Source organism: Burkholderia sp. D-99 (genome assembly GCF_011605345.1).
Taxonomy (GTDB): Bacteria; Pseudomonadota; Gammaproteobacteria; order Burkholderiales; family Burkholderiaceae; genus Burkholderia.
In genome coordinates this window covers 90,382-102,442 of sequence record NZ_JAAOXM010000013.1, presented here as the reverse complement: position 1 = coordinate 102,442, position 12,061 = coordinate 90,382, and the positions used below count along the sequence as shown (strand labels likewise).

General features: G+C 62.7%; 17 protein-coding genes and 1 tRNA gene. 7 read left to right on the top strand and 11 right to left on the bottom strand.

Features of this window, described 5'->3' with window-relative positions; all coding sequences use genetic code 11:
* The first annotated feature begins 257 nt into the window (after nt 1-257).
* Complete coding sequence (locus tag HAV18_RS32585; RefSeq protein WP_034201824.1) at nt 258-881, top strand: phospholipase D family protein; 624 nt, start codon at nt 258-260, stop codon at nt 879-881.
* Nucleotides 882-981: 100 nt separating this feature from the next.
* On the opposite strand, the gene HAV18_RS40080 is transcribed toward HAV18_RS32585, so the two are convergent.
* A complete protein-coding gene (locus tag HAV18_RS40080; protein ID WP_243771808.1) occupies nt 982-1,218 on the bottom strand; it encodes a hypothetical protein in 237 nt (78 codons plus the stop codon).
* Nucleotides 1,219-1,482: 264 nt separating this feature from the next.
* Here HAV18_RS40080 and HAV18_RS32580 point away from each other — a divergent pair, with 264 nt between their 5' ends.
* On the top strand, nt 1,483-2,454 hold the full coding sequence (locus HAV18_RS32580; protein WP_166964188.1) for a diguanylate cyclase: 972 nt from the start codon (nt 1,483-1,485) through the stop codon (nt 2,452-2,454).
* Nucleotides 2,455-2,505: 51 nt separating this feature from the next.
* Here HAV18_RS32580 and HAV18_RS32575 read toward each other — a convergent pair whose 3' ends face one another.
* The 5 genes from HAV18_RS32575 to HAV18_RS32555 all read right to left on the bottom strand — a co-directional run bounded on the left by HAV18_RS32575 (nt 2,506) and on the right by HAV18_RS32555 (nt 5,043).
* On the bottom strand, nt 2,506-2,979 hold the full coding sequence (locus HAV18_RS32575) for a VOC family protein (protein WP_166964186.1): 474 nt from the start codon (nt 2,977-2,979) through the stop codon (nt 2,506-2,508).
* Between the two features lie 157 nt (nt 2,980-3,136).
* Nucleotides 3,137-3,679 (bottom strand): aspartyl-tRNA synthetase, encoded by a 543-nt coding sequence (locus tag HAV18_RS32570; RefSeq protein ID WP_166964184.1) that lies wholly within the window; start codon nt 3,677-3,679, stop codon nt 3,137-3,139.
* A gap of 176 nt (nt 3,680-3,855) precedes the next feature.
* Nucleotides 3,856-4,098, bottom strand: a complete 243-nt coding sequence (locus HAV18_RS32565) for a hypothetical protein (RefSeq protein WP_166964392.1) — start codon at nt 4,096-4,098, stop codon at nt 3,856-3,858.
* Nucleotides 4,099-4,303: 205 nt separating this feature from the next.
* Nucleotides 4,304-4,612, bottom strand: coding sequence for a phosphatidylserine/phosphatidylglycerophosphate/cardiolipin synthase (locus HAV18_RS32560; RefSeq protein WP_166964183.1), 309 nt, complete (start codon nt 4,610-4,612; stop codon nt 4,304-4,306).
* Between the two features lie 47 nt (nt 4,613-4,659).
* On the bottom strand, nt 4,660-5,043 hold the full coding sequence (locus HAV18_RS32555; protein ID WP_166964181.1) for a VOC family protein: 384 nt from the start codon (nt 5,041-5,043) through the stop codon (nt 4,660-4,662).
* A gap of 86 nt (nt 5,044-5,129) precedes the next feature.
* Here HAV18_RS32555 and HAV18_RS32550 point away from each other — a divergent pair, with 86 nt between their 5' ends.
* The gene (locus HAV18_RS32550; RefSeq protein ID WP_166964180.1) at nt 5,130-5,873 is read left to right on the top strand and encodes a DUF695 domain-containing protein; all 744 of its coding nucleotides are present in this window, start codon (nt 5,130-5,132) and stop codon (nt 5,871-5,873) included.
* A gap of 430 nt (nt 5,874-6,303) precedes the next feature.
* Here HAV18_RS32550 and HAV18_RS32545 read toward each other — a convergent pair whose 3' ends face one another.
* A complete protein-coding gene (locus HAV18_RS32545) occupies nt 6,304-6,921 on the bottom strand; it encodes a hypothetical protein (RefSeq protein WP_166964179.1) in 618 nt (205 codons plus the stop codon).
* Nucleotides 6,922-7,131: 210 nt separating this feature from the next.
* The gene (locus tag HAV18_RS32540) at nt 7,132-7,536 is read right to left on the bottom strand and encodes a hypothetical protein (RefSeq protein WP_166964178.1); all 405 of its coding nucleotides are present in this window, start codon (nt 7,534-7,536) and stop codon (nt 7,132-7,134) included.
* 326 nt (nt 7,537-7,862) lie between these two features.
* Between HAV18_RS32540 and HAV18_RS32535 the strand changes: the two genes are divergently transcribed.
* Complete coding sequence (locus tag HAV18_RS32535; RefSeq protein ID WP_166964177.1) at nt 7,863-8,327, top strand: plasmid fertility inhibition factor family protein; 465 nt, start codon at nt 7,863-7,865, stop codon at nt 8,325-8,327.
* Nucleotides 8,328-8,402: 75 nt separating this feature from the next.
* On the opposite strand, the gene HAV18_RS32530 is transcribed toward HAV18_RS32535, so the two are convergent.
* A complete protein-coding gene (locus HAV18_RS32530) occupies nt 8,403-8,918 on the bottom strand; it encodes a GNAT family N-acetyltransferase (RefSeq protein ID WP_166964176.1) in 516 nt (171 codons plus the stop codon).
* 208 nt (nt 8,919-9,126) lie between these two features.
* On the opposite strand from HAV18_RS32530, the gene HAV18_RS32525 reads away from it, so the two are divergent.
* Nucleotides 9,127-9,414, top strand: a complete 288-nt coding sequence (locus tag HAV18_RS32525; RefSeq protein WP_347814791.1) for a hypothetical protein — start codon at nt 9,127-9,129, stop codon at nt 9,412-9,414.
* 610 nt (nt 9,415-10,024) lie between these two features.
* Nucleotides 10,025-10,543: a VUT family protein gene (locus tag HAV18_RS32520; protein ID WP_166964175.1), complete on the top strand. Its 519-nt coding sequence runs from the start codon at nt 10,025-10,027 to the stop codon at nt 10,541-10,543.
* Between the two features lie 374 nt (nt 10,544-10,917).
* Here HAV18_RS32520 and HAV18_RS32515 read toward each other — a convergent pair whose 3' ends face one another.
* Nucleotides 10,918-11,364 (bottom strand): hypothetical protein, encoded by a 447-nt coding sequence (locus HAV18_RS32515; protein ID WP_166964174.1) that lies wholly within the window; start codon nt 11,362-11,364, stop codon nt 10,918-10,920.
* Between the two features lie 291 nt (nt 11,365-11,655).
* On the opposite strand from HAV18_RS32515, the gene HAV18_RS39735 reads away from it, so the two are divergent.
* On the top strand, nt 11,656-11,934 hold the full coding sequence (locus tag HAV18_RS39735) for a hypothetical protein (RefSeq protein WP_208102207.1): 279 nt from the start codon (nt 11,656-11,658) through the stop codon (nt 11,932-11,934).
* Between the two features lie 9 nt (nt 11,935-11,943).
* Here the strand turns inward: HAV18_RS39735 and HAV18_RS32505 are convergent.
* A tRNA-His gene (locus HAV18_RS32505) sits at nt 11,944-12,019 on the bottom strand.
* Nucleotides 12,020-12,061: the final 42 nt, after the last annotated feature.

The following is a 12,061-nucleotide window of genomic DNA, read 5'->3' as shown; positions in this document are numbered from 1 at the left end:
CCCGCCCGGCGGCACTCGCGCACGGCTTGCACGCCGATATCCCGCCACCACCGCACGCGCATTCGCGCGCTGCCATCGCCCCCATCCGCTGATCAACCCGATCGCGCACACGGATCCCGCACAACGCAACTTTGCGTCACCGCCTCTGCCATCGCCAGTTATCGCGATGCGTCATCACGTTGCATCCGCACGTGACCGGGCCGCCACGTCTGCGTTACACTCACGGCCCGCTGTCTCGAAATTATTCGCTGTCCAAGATGTTGTCGCGCAATCGCCTCGCCGCCGCCTGTCTCGCTGCTTCCCTGCTCGCCACACCGTTCGCCGCCTTCGGCAAGACGCAAAGTGAATCGCTGCTTCAGCAAGCGATCGACCTGGTGTCGCGATGGCTGCCGGCCCCTACTCACGAAGCGCCCGCAACACAGGTCGTCGAATCGGCGTTTTCGCCCGATGGCGGTGCCGAAGCGCTCGTGCTGAAAGCGATCGGCGCCGCGCGCAGCTCGATCCGCGTCGCCGCCTATTCGTTCACGTCGCCGCCCGTCACACGCGCACTGCTCGCCGCCAAGCGACGCGGCGTGAATGTCGCGGTGGTCGTCGACGACAAGGGCAATCGCGCCAAGAGCAGCAAGCAGGCGTTGAACCTGCTCGTCAACGCAGGCATCCCGACGCGCACGATCGACGCGTATGCGATCCATCACGACAAGTACCTCGTGATCGATGCCGAGCACGTCGAAACGGGCTCGTTCAACTACAGCGCGTCAGCGGCCAGCCGCAATTCCGAGAACGTCGTCGTGGTGTGGAACAACCCGCAACTCGCGTCGCGCTATCTCACGCACTGGCAAAGCCGCTTCGACCAGGGCACGCCGTACCGCTCCAGCTACTGACGCACGCCGCGCTCCCCCGTGTTCGATTCGCCGTGTTGCAGATGATCAGCGAGCATGGCGCGAAGTTCAATTCGGCCGAATGGCCAGCGCGCCGCCTTGCTCAATGGATTTCAGCTATCCGCCCGGCCCCGGCACCACCGGCACCAACCCGTGCAGTCGGCGCGCAGCGAGTCGCATGCCCCTCCACGCCGCTTGCCGATGACGTCGACATGCCGCTGGCGCCGCCAGGCAGCGCGTTGCCCACACATACAACGCCAAATGCCAGCGTGTTCTGAACCATCGGGTAAAGAAGATACAGCGCAAACGCGAGATAGCCCGCGTACAGAATTCGAACCATGGTGCAATGAAAGGCGATGAACGATTGGACTCGCCCTGTTTACGGCACTGCGCCGGGCACCTTGAGGCATCGCGCATCGGATTGCGCATCGGGACGAAACGCGGGCCCATGGCACCCGCTTCTCACCGCATCTGCATCGATCCGGGGCGAGCCGAATCCGCCCCTGACCCGATTGCCGGCGTGGCGATGCGCCGAACAATGCGCGATACTGTCCGACATACGATTCCGTGACCGGCCTCGCAGCCGGGACAAAAGGCAAGGCCCATGCAAATCGCACCGAAACCGGCCGACGAGGCGGCCCGGCTCGATACGCTTCATTCGCTCTCGATCCTCGACACGCCGCCCGAAGAGCGCTTCGATCGCCTGACGCGTCTTGCACGCAGGCTGTTCGACGTACCGATCGCACTCGTCAGCCTCGTCGACGACGATCGCCAGTGGTTCAAGAGCCATGCCGGGCTCGACGTCACGCAAACGTCGCGCGACGTGTCGTTCTGCTCCCATGCGTTGCTCGCGGGCAATACGATGGTGATCCAGGATGCGCTGAACGATAATCGCTTCCACGACAATCCGCTCGTTACCGGCGCGCCCGGCATCCGCTTCTACGCCGGCCGGCCGCTCGCGGCGCCGAACGGCGCGCCCATCGGTACGCTGTGCCTGATCGACACGCGGCCGCGCTCGCTCGAACCCGACGAACTCGCGCTGCTCGGCGATCTTGCCCACATGACCGAGCGCGAGATCGCCGCGCTGCATTTCGCGACCACCGACGAACTCACCCAGTTGACGAACCGGCGCGGCTTCGAGATCCTGGCCCGCCACGTGCTGAGCCTGTGCGATCGCCTGGGTCGTCACGCGGTACTGCTGTTCTTCGACCTGAACGATTTCAAGTCGATCAACGACCGCTTCGGCCATGCCGAAGGCGACCGCGCGCTCAAGGCGTTTGCCGATACGCTGACGGGCGCGCTGCGCGGCAGCGACGTGATCGCACGGCTTGGCGGCGACGAGTTCGTCGTGCTGCTGAGCGCCACCGATCCGGGCGACGTTGCCGAGCCGGTCGAACGCGTGACGCAGGCGCTCGCGCTGCGCAACGCGGCCGACGCGCACGGCTATGAGATCCGGTTCAGCGTCGGGCACGTCGACTACGACCCCGCGCACCATCACGACGTGGCCGGCCTGCTCGCATCGGCCGATCAACGGATGTACGAGGACAAGCAGCGCGGCAAGACGGCCGGCGCGTGAGCGCAGGCGCATGCCGCCGCCCTGCCGATCAACCGCGATTGCGCGGCTGCGTCAGCTACCGCACGGCGGCGCGCTGGCCATTGCCGCCGCGATCTGCTCGGGCGTCAGGTCGCGCTGGTGCGTCGCGAGCGACCAGCGATGCCCGAACGGATCCTCGACCTGTCCGTAGCGATCGCCCCAGAACATGTCTGCGGCCGGAATCGTCACCGTCGCACCCGCTGCGACCGCCTTCGCGATCGCCGCATCGGTGTCCGGCACGTACAGGTGCAGGCAAACCGGCGTGCCTTTCAGGGCCTTCGGCCCGAGCGTGCCGTGATCGGGCATTTCATCCACCAGCATCAGTGTCGAATCGCCAATCACGAGGCACGCGTGCGCGAGCCGGCCGTCGGGCATCGCCAGGCGAAACTGTTCGCTCGCATTGAACGCGCGCTTGTAGAAGTCGATGGCTGCTGTTGCGCCGGCGCAGATCAGGTGCGGCGTCAGTGTGCGCATCCCTTCCGGGATCGGTTTGACGGACGTGGACATGGGTGTCGCTCCTTCGGTCGGTTGTCGTATCGCAATCGGGACGGACGCACGATGCGCACGCCTCCGATGCTACGACGGACGACCCCGGCGGAAATCGACACGCCCCCCTACATTTTTTTCTCGAGTATCGGGATGCGCGGGTTCGCCGCATCGGGCGTCATCGGCCCGTCCGGTCGGCCTCGTTGCCCGGCATGCCGAACTGCCGGCGGCATGCCTCCAGCAATCCGGCCACCGCATCGAGCGGAAGATCGGCAAACCGGGAGATCGGCAGCATCACGCCACCCGGCACCCTGGTGCGCGACGAATGCGCAGAGAACTGGTAGCCGATGTATCGATTACCGGCCACGCTGATGATCCGGAATTCGGTGACGTCACGCCATGGCGTGACGGGCTGTTCGCGTACGCCCCCGATCAACCTGAAACCCGTCTCGTCGACACGCAGCGCCATCCTGCGTCGCGACGACACGTAGAAGGCGGCACCCGCCAGCGCCAGCAACCCGGCCAGCGCCGCCACCGGCCAGAGCGCCGGGGCGGCCGCATAACCGCACAGGCTCGCCGCGGCCAGCACCATGCACGCGATCGCCCTTCTTTTCAGGCTCCGGCTGTCGACCGCCAGCGTCACCGGCAACTGTCCGGCGATCGTTCCCGCGACGGGATCGACGTGCCAGCCGGAATCGGTGGTTTCGCGTTCGTCGTTCATCGCGATCGCTCACATCGAAAGCAGCCGGGCCATCGAGGTTCGAGACCCTGTCGACGCGCCGAGACGGCCGGCTTGTCGACGGGAAATGATCGTGATCGTGGCAGGTACGCATCGACGCACGGCAACACACTTGCGCCCGCGCGGAACATACCGCGCTCTGTCGGCATCGATCATGTTCAGTTGCACACCTTGACGGTGCCGTTGGTCGTGCATTGACCGGTGGCCCAGTGACTCTGCCCTGCCAGACGAGGCGCCAGGCCGATGCCACGGATCGGCGCGGCCGGCGACGATGCCGGAACGGCTGCGGCGGCCGACGCGGTGTCGGGCGACGGCAGCGGAGGCGGCTCGGATGCGGTCTGGCAAGCCGACAGCGCCAGACAAAGCGCGGATGCCAACGGGGCGATGAGCGATCTGGACATGGTCTCGTACGCGTTTGCGATATTCGCTTCCGGTAACGGCTCGCCGAAGATCGCGTGGCCCGTCAAACCGCTCGGCACGACCGGCAATGCGGCATGACGGTCGTCCAATACTACTCCTCGCGATCGACGTCGTGCGAGTGGCCGTTCGGCCAGGTGTCGCCATCCATGCGGCGGCACCTGCTGGCACCGGCGCATGCCGCGTTGGTCAGATTTGCGGCAGATCGCGCAACGTGCGCGACTCGCTCGTTGCATCGATGTCGAGCTCGATGCCTTCCGACGCATCGCGATACAGCACGCGTTTCAGCCTGGGCCCGATCGCGGTGTCGTCCGATGCCGAAAAAATGGCGCGGACATCGCTGCCGGACGCGAGCGCGCGCGCCACGTCCGCCACCGGCGCCTCGCTCGGCGTCGCTGCCCACGACCGGTCGGACGGATTCACGGCCGCCCAGCGCACATGCGTCACGCGCGCGCTGAGGGGATCGATTCGCACACCATTCACCGCAAACGTCGACATCGGTATCTCCTTCGAATTTTTTTGCGACCCGCCGTACCGATGCGTGATCACGGGCGGCCCCAGATCTCGCAGACGTTTCCCGCCGGGTCAGCAACGGAAATCGCGACCGTGCCGTCGCCGTAGTCCCACTCGTTCAGGATGCTGACGCGACACGACTCGAGCCGCGCGACGGCTTCCGACACATGCGCCACTTCGATCGCCAGTGCGATGCCATGGCCGGTCGGTCGAAACTCCGGATACGGAAACTTGCCACCGCTGCCTGTATGAACGGTGAGTGTCGCCCCGTCCACGACAAAACGGTGCCACGGATTCCCCGCAGCCGACACGCCTTCGGCGTGAACCGGCAGCGCAAGCGCCCGACGGTAGAAATCCACCACCGCCCGAAAGCGATCGTCTTCGACCGGCACCAGGATGCCCAGACTCGCGATCATGTGCGCTTCTCCAGCCAACGCGATTTTCGATGATACATTGGGACGCTTTGCAACCGTCAACAGACAATCGTGTACGGGAGAAACACATGACCGACGCCTGGGGAACCTTCCCTGCCAGAATGGGCGACCATCAGGCTTTCATCAGCTTCAACCACGAATTTGCGGAAATCGCCGAAGGCGATCCGCGCACGTCGCTGCTCAGCGTGCGGGTCCCCTTCGCGCAGCCGACGCCGGAAGGCCTGCCGAGCGGCGACGAATTCGCCGACCTCGCGAAGATCGAGGATCTGCTGGACGCCGCGATCACCGCGAAAGGCGGTGTGCAGGTTGGCCGCATCACCGTCGATGGCCATCGGGATTTCCTTTTCTACGTGCCGCTCGACGAAGCGGCGACGGCGGAGATCGTCGACGCGCTGGCCGATCAGACGACCTACGCGCTGCAGTACGCGCACCAGGACGATCCGGACAAGGAAGCGTACTGGCAGACGCTCTACCCGACCGACGACGACTGGCAGATCATGCGCGACATGCGCGTGCTGGATGAATTGCGGAAGCAAGGCGACGCCAGCGACGTCAGCCGGCGCGTGATGCACTGGGCGTACTTCCCCGACCAGAGCGATGCGCATCAGTTCGCGGACTGGGCCGAAGCGAAAGGCTATCCGGTCGAATCGGTCGCCCCCACCGAGGACGGCAAGTCGGCCGTGCGGTTTTCGCACGAAGGCACCATGGCACTGGCCGACATCACGCGCCATACAGTCGCGATCAATCGCGAGGTACGTTCGTTCGGAGGGGAATACGGCGGGTGGGAAACCAGCGTCGAACAGGCGGGCTGAGCGGGTTGACCCACCCGCTGTGCACTACGTGATGCAACGCATCCGGCGCAAAAAACATCCCGGCGGCATTGATGCCCGCCGCCGGGACCAAGGCATCACCGGCCGAAACCGGCGATGGGCCTGAGGGTTCGCTCAGGCACGAGGAAAGCGATTCGTGCGGATCAGGCGAACGGATGTCGGAGCGCGCAACCGGTGCGATTACGCCGCCCGCCGAACGCCTGTCCGGTTCCGCCGACGCAGCCTTCCGGCGTCGGTCGGGCAAAAAGCCCCCGCTCCTGCGCGAGCGAGCGGGGAAACGGTTGACCGGGCCGGGGAAGAACGGTCAACCGGCCAGATTGTGAGCGCGGGCCGCGCAACGATCTGTGCGGCAACTCACCCTTTGGTGACAATGCCGCGGCAACCGGTACGCTCGCGGGCCGCGCGGATCGCATCACGGCTGGAGCGCGATACCCGCGATCATCACAACGGCGATGGGCGTCAGCACTACCGCCCCGACCATCATCACGCCATCGGCCGCGAGCGTGACGGGTGTCGCGAGCACGCGCACGGCCTTGCCCGCCGTCGTGATGCGGTCGGTGACGTCGATCTTGTACGAATGCGCAAACGACGACCACGTCTTGCCCTGCGCAAAACCATCGGCCCGATAGCGCGAACCGGCCAGCGCGCCCTTCATCTCCAGATCACTGCTTCCGCGCTTCGTGAAGCCGTCCTCCAGCGCGCGGTTCCAGTCGTCGTCGGTCATGTCGGCGCGACGGAGCTGGAGCCGGAACTTGCCCGAGATCTTGCTGCCCTCCGCGACGAACCCATCAAGCGACGCGTTGATCGATTTGCGGTATGGCGACGCCAGCACGGCACCAAGATGCTCGGGCATATCAAAGATGTAGTGATATTTCTCGCCGAGCACGACGAATTTCTTGCCATCCTCGCTGACAAGGAATCGGTCGACCGTCTCTTCGTATTTGCCGTCTTCGAACAGCATTGCAGTGCAGCCTGTCAGGCCGGCAGCGACAATGATCGCGCCCGCCGTCAGCAGCGTTCTTCTTTTCATGTCTGGAATTTTGTTTTGTTTTAATTCAAGCGGAAATTTTCAGGCCCGGGCCGAGTTTCCGGTAAGTCGCGGGTGTTGTCAAAGCAGGTTTATTCTATTTTTCCGAACGACACGATTCTCACTTCATTTTTCTGCACCGACTTCTTCGAAACATCGTTTCGCAAACACGAGAACTCGCGTCATGACAACCGGGTTTCGTCATCGTGACGGTCAGCTGAAAAGCCATTCCGCAACCATCTCGATCCAGTCGAGATCGCTGGCGATGTCGATGACGGTTTCGCCCACGATTTCGGCAGTCGATGTAGTCGGTGCGGTCGATGCGCCTGCCGCCACCGCCCCGGCAACAACCACATTCGCCTTCGCCATCTCGGCCGACGCACCAAATCTCGGATCGGCCAGCCGCTCCAGCCAGTCGACGATATTGGCACGCGCATCCTCTTCATCGGCGAAATCATTTCGCTCGAGATAGCGGTCGAACACGATCCACGCAAGCGTCTTGCTTCGCGAATCCGATTCGAGATGCCAATCGACAACGCTTGTCCGACCGGACTCCCTGATTTCGAGCGTCGCGGTGAAACAGTAATCGAGATACTCGATCTCAAGTTTCGACGACATGGTTTTCTCCGGTCAACCTGCCTTCCCTGTGCTTGTGATGATCCGCGCGTGCCGGGTTTCGCGACACAGTGTGAATCCTGGATGAAATTCGTGCGGCACGCCATTCCCGCCGGCAGTATCGCGATATTCTCGTGACCTGTCGATATCGATCGGCGACACATGACCGCACTCGATTTGCCCACCATTCCGTTCTGCGCTTTCGCTCGCGGTTCAGGTTCTGCTGCGATTCGATCAGCTTTCCTGTTCCGGGTATTGCCCTGCTTCGCCGTGGCAATCGCACTGCTAAACTCCTGCCAAGACGACCGCTTGCAACACCAGAGGAAATAATGGCACTCGCCCGCGCACAACAAAATGGCGTAGAAGTCTGGATTGTCCAGCTTCCCGGGCACACACCCTATGCGCATACGCACCTCAAGCGGGTATTCTCGTCCGACGATACGCGACACCGGGTCGTGACGATCGACCTGGCGAAACTGCTGGCATGTGCCGACCGGGACACGACGGATTACGTCTTGCCGTCTGTTCTGTACTGGGCCCCGGGAAAAGCCGCGGGCATTCGCGAATTCCTCGATCCCGAACAGGACAGGATTCCGGACATGCCGTACATCACGTTTCGCGAGACGAGAACACGAACGCTGCTCGGCATCCCCGGCCTGTCGAAGGTCGGCGTCGCGTCGTTCCGAAACGGCCAGCATCGCGCGCGCTATCTTGCTTATGCAGGCGCAACGACCCTGCCCGTCGAGGTGCACGAGACGGAAGTCGATTTGCTCGTGCGGTACTGCGGCGAGTAACGGTGAAGTACGTTCGACTTTCGCGCGGAGATGGCCGCACATCGTGCGGCCGTCGCCCCGAACGTCGTCAAACGGCTAGGCCCGTATCGCATAGATCCGGTCGGTGACGTCCGTCGGGCCGATGCGGCTCGTTTCGATACCCGCCAGCTGCCAGCCGTTGTGCTCGTAGAAACCGATCGCGCGTTCGTTGCCCTCCAGCACCTTCAGGTGGACCTTGTCCACACCGAGCGTTCGCGCCCATGCGCGGACGGCTTCGATCATGCGCTTGCCCGTGCCGCTTCCGTGATGCGATGGATGGACATGCAGGCAGTCGAGCAGCACGCCAAGCGCCGGATCGACGGGGCGCTCGGCACTGACGAAGCCCACGGGTTCACCGTCCGCCTCGGCGACCAGCACCAGGCCCCGCTCGTTTTCATTGCGACCGAGATATTGCCGCCACCGGGTCGCGTGTTCCGTCGGCACCTCGTCGGACAGGTAGGCCGCCGGCAAGATGTGGCTGTATGCGGTTTGCCAGCTCAGCGTGTGCAGGCGAGCGATGTGGTTTGCGTCTTGTGCTGTCGCGACACGCAGCGTGGCGCGGATTTCCGGCATCGGTGGTCACTCCTTCCGCAGGTTCTCTTGATCGGGATGTCTGACCGCAAAATATACCGCGTGTGGCGGCATGCAAAGCTCAACGTCGCCACGTGCGAACGATACTGTGTCGGCCAGACCCCGGACGACGGGAGCAGGTCCCTGGAGAAATCAAACGATGCGACGTCTCTTCGGAACGATCGGATTTGCGATCGCGGGCGTCGCCAGCGTGATCGCGTGGGCCATGATCGACAGTCGCCTGTGCGTCGCGTTCGATCGGTCATGCGTGCCGCCGGCCGGTTCCTGCGGTGGCGGCGTAGATGCTTGCGCAGCAACGACGCACGCCATCGTCGACCTGTTCGCGTACATGTTCGGTCCACCTGCCCTGTTTGCGATGCTCGGTGCCTATCTGTTTTCACGGCGTCGCCCCGCGCACGTCATCGTCGCGCACCTTGCATGCGCCGTCGCCGCACACTGGCTCGTGACGTTCGCAGGCGTTCGCGTCCTTCACGTCTGACGCGATCGCGTCACCACCTGCCTGCCGGACGCCGTGCCGGATTCGCGCACCGCTGCAACTCGTTGCCGGAGCAACGGGATGCAGGCAAAAAAAATCCCGACGCCGTCATGGGTTGTCGGGATCGAACGGCCCTGCAAAGCATGAGGGCACGAGGAAGTCGATACATTACACCAACGTAAGACTGTTGCGCTCTGTCGGTTCCTGCCAAGTCCCTGTCTTATTCCGCCATTCAGGCAGCAACGGGCCGCCATAAACGAAAAAAGCCTGCTCACGCGGAACGCGAGCAGGCAAGAACACGGATCAGCATTCGAGGCACGAGGGCTGTCCAGAGAAGATAACGGCACGGGAAGCGAGAACCTTAGTCGGGAGAGGAAACTGAGCACCATCACGTCGACTGGATACGGCCATACAATCTCGCGTCGACGTGGGTTTGACGAAAACCGGCTACACGGTGACGATGTCGTGTCGCTCCCAACGCTGGCTTTCCGTCAGTCGTTCGCAGTTCGACTGCGGCTCGCAAGTAGCGAAGCGCCAGTCCGGTTGATCGGCCATATATGGCAAACTTCGGCTCCGAATCGATGCAGCTCGCACTCTTTACTGCAGGGAAATCATGTACGTCTTGATCTATATCGCAGCGGTCGCTGTCGCCAACCTGATGGTCGCTCATTTCGGACCGGCTGCTACACCGATCATCGCGTTCCTGCTGATCGGACTCGATCTCGCGATTCGAGACCGGCTCCACCTGGACTGGCGCGGCCGCGCACTTTGGTCACGGATGTTTGCGTTGATCGCAGCCGCCGGCGTCGTCAGTTACGCGCTCAATCCCGCCGCCAAGGAAATCGCCCTCGCGTCTCTGGTGGCGTTCGGTTCGGCAGCCGTGGCGAGCGCAGTCGTGTTTCAACTCGCACGTCGCTTTCCGATACTGGCACGCGCAAACGGCGCGAACGTCGCGGGTGCGGCTGTCGACTCCATCATCTTTCCGCTGATTGCGTTCGGGGCAGTGTTTCCGACGATCGCCGCATTGCAGTTCGTCGCCAAGGTGGCCGGCGGCGCTTTGTGGTCGTGGGTGGTTTTTCGGAACACGCGAACGGTTCAGGCGGGAATCGCGAGCAACGCGGTCGATCGGTGAGGACGGGTTTGCTTTTTCGCCGCATTCACTACGTCCATATACGCAACTTTCCGGACACCAAAAGGCAAACAGCCCAATCCGTGGCACAGCGAACAGGGCAAGCGCGGCGCACGGCCTGATACGTCAAGCAGGAAGATCAGCGGATGCGGCCACAGGCCGAAGCCATCGAACGGTCGCGATGCTGCCTGGATCGAACTGCACCCGTCGGGCGGAGAAGATGGTCGTAGCGCCGTACTCGACCGCCATGCACCTGCCGACCAGATGTAGGTGACGACGGTTTACGCAGCATCTTGCGTCAGATTCAGTACCTGAGACACCTGCTCAAGAAAGGGAAACAGCGCGATGATTTTGCGAGGAGGACGCGGTATCAGAACCTATCGCAGACGATGCCTGGCCCAGCGTCTCACAAGCAGTGCCACAAATGCTTCCAGCACATAGACAATCACCACGACGTTGCAAGCGATGAGGGCATAATCACCGAAATCCACCGGGTGCAGGTGATAACCGATTCGGTGGTTATCGATGATTTTATCCACCGAGGCAATGGCCGACGGCAAGCTGACGACGCTCCCGCAGATCAAGAGAACGATGACTCCCGCAACGTGTTTGATGCGTGCCTTTTGAGGCAAAACGCACGTTGCGAGAAGCAAGCCGATGCTCCCTGCGTTGGAGAAAAGGAAAGACCACGCTGTAGGCCAATCCACGGCCAAATCCAGCAAAGAGAAGACAAACAAAAACCACGACAAGATCAGCAGGGGCATCGCCGGTGCAACTCCAGCGAGCAGATAAAACGACACCCTCACTACCCTGAAAGTCGTCATAACCATCACCTTGGGCCCCGTATCTTTTTACCGCTCCATTGCCTGTGCCACGGGCCTACTCTTTCACCGCATGGATTGCCCGAAAAGCCTCGGATTCAAAACCTGTGGGGCCCGTCAATTTACCGTAGAACGCTGCTCCGCCAATAGAGCGAGCGAAACGCGATCGAAAAATTGAGCGCCCGCTCCTCTCGCCGCATTGGCGCGGCAGCGTTTATTCACTCGGATTTCCAAGACCGAAATTTTCGACGGCCCGAGGTACGGCACGCGCCTGGAAGCTGAGCGCGTGTTCCGATGCAGTTTCCGGATACCCGTTCGAAGCCGCTCGAAATACGCGATCGCTGTCCGTACAACATGCAGCACGTCTACGCGATCGCGATCCCGTTGGCCGGAATGCCCCCGCCGCTGTGCGCGGTACGGCTCAAGCGCAACATCGAGATGTTCCTGACTACGTGCGTGAAATGGACGGATGGCGAGCAGAACGCTCTGGAGATGGCGAGGCTCGAATCGACGCTATTGCGCCAGATTCTCTCGCGCAAAGCAAAACAGACGCCTAAGCGCCTGTTTTGTTAATGCATTCGGTGGGGTGGCTGATGGGACTCGAACCCACGACGACAGGAATCACAATCCTGGACTCTACCAACTGAGCTACAGCCACCACTGTTACTGCTTTTTGTTCTTCGCTGCTTTTGTGTTTCAG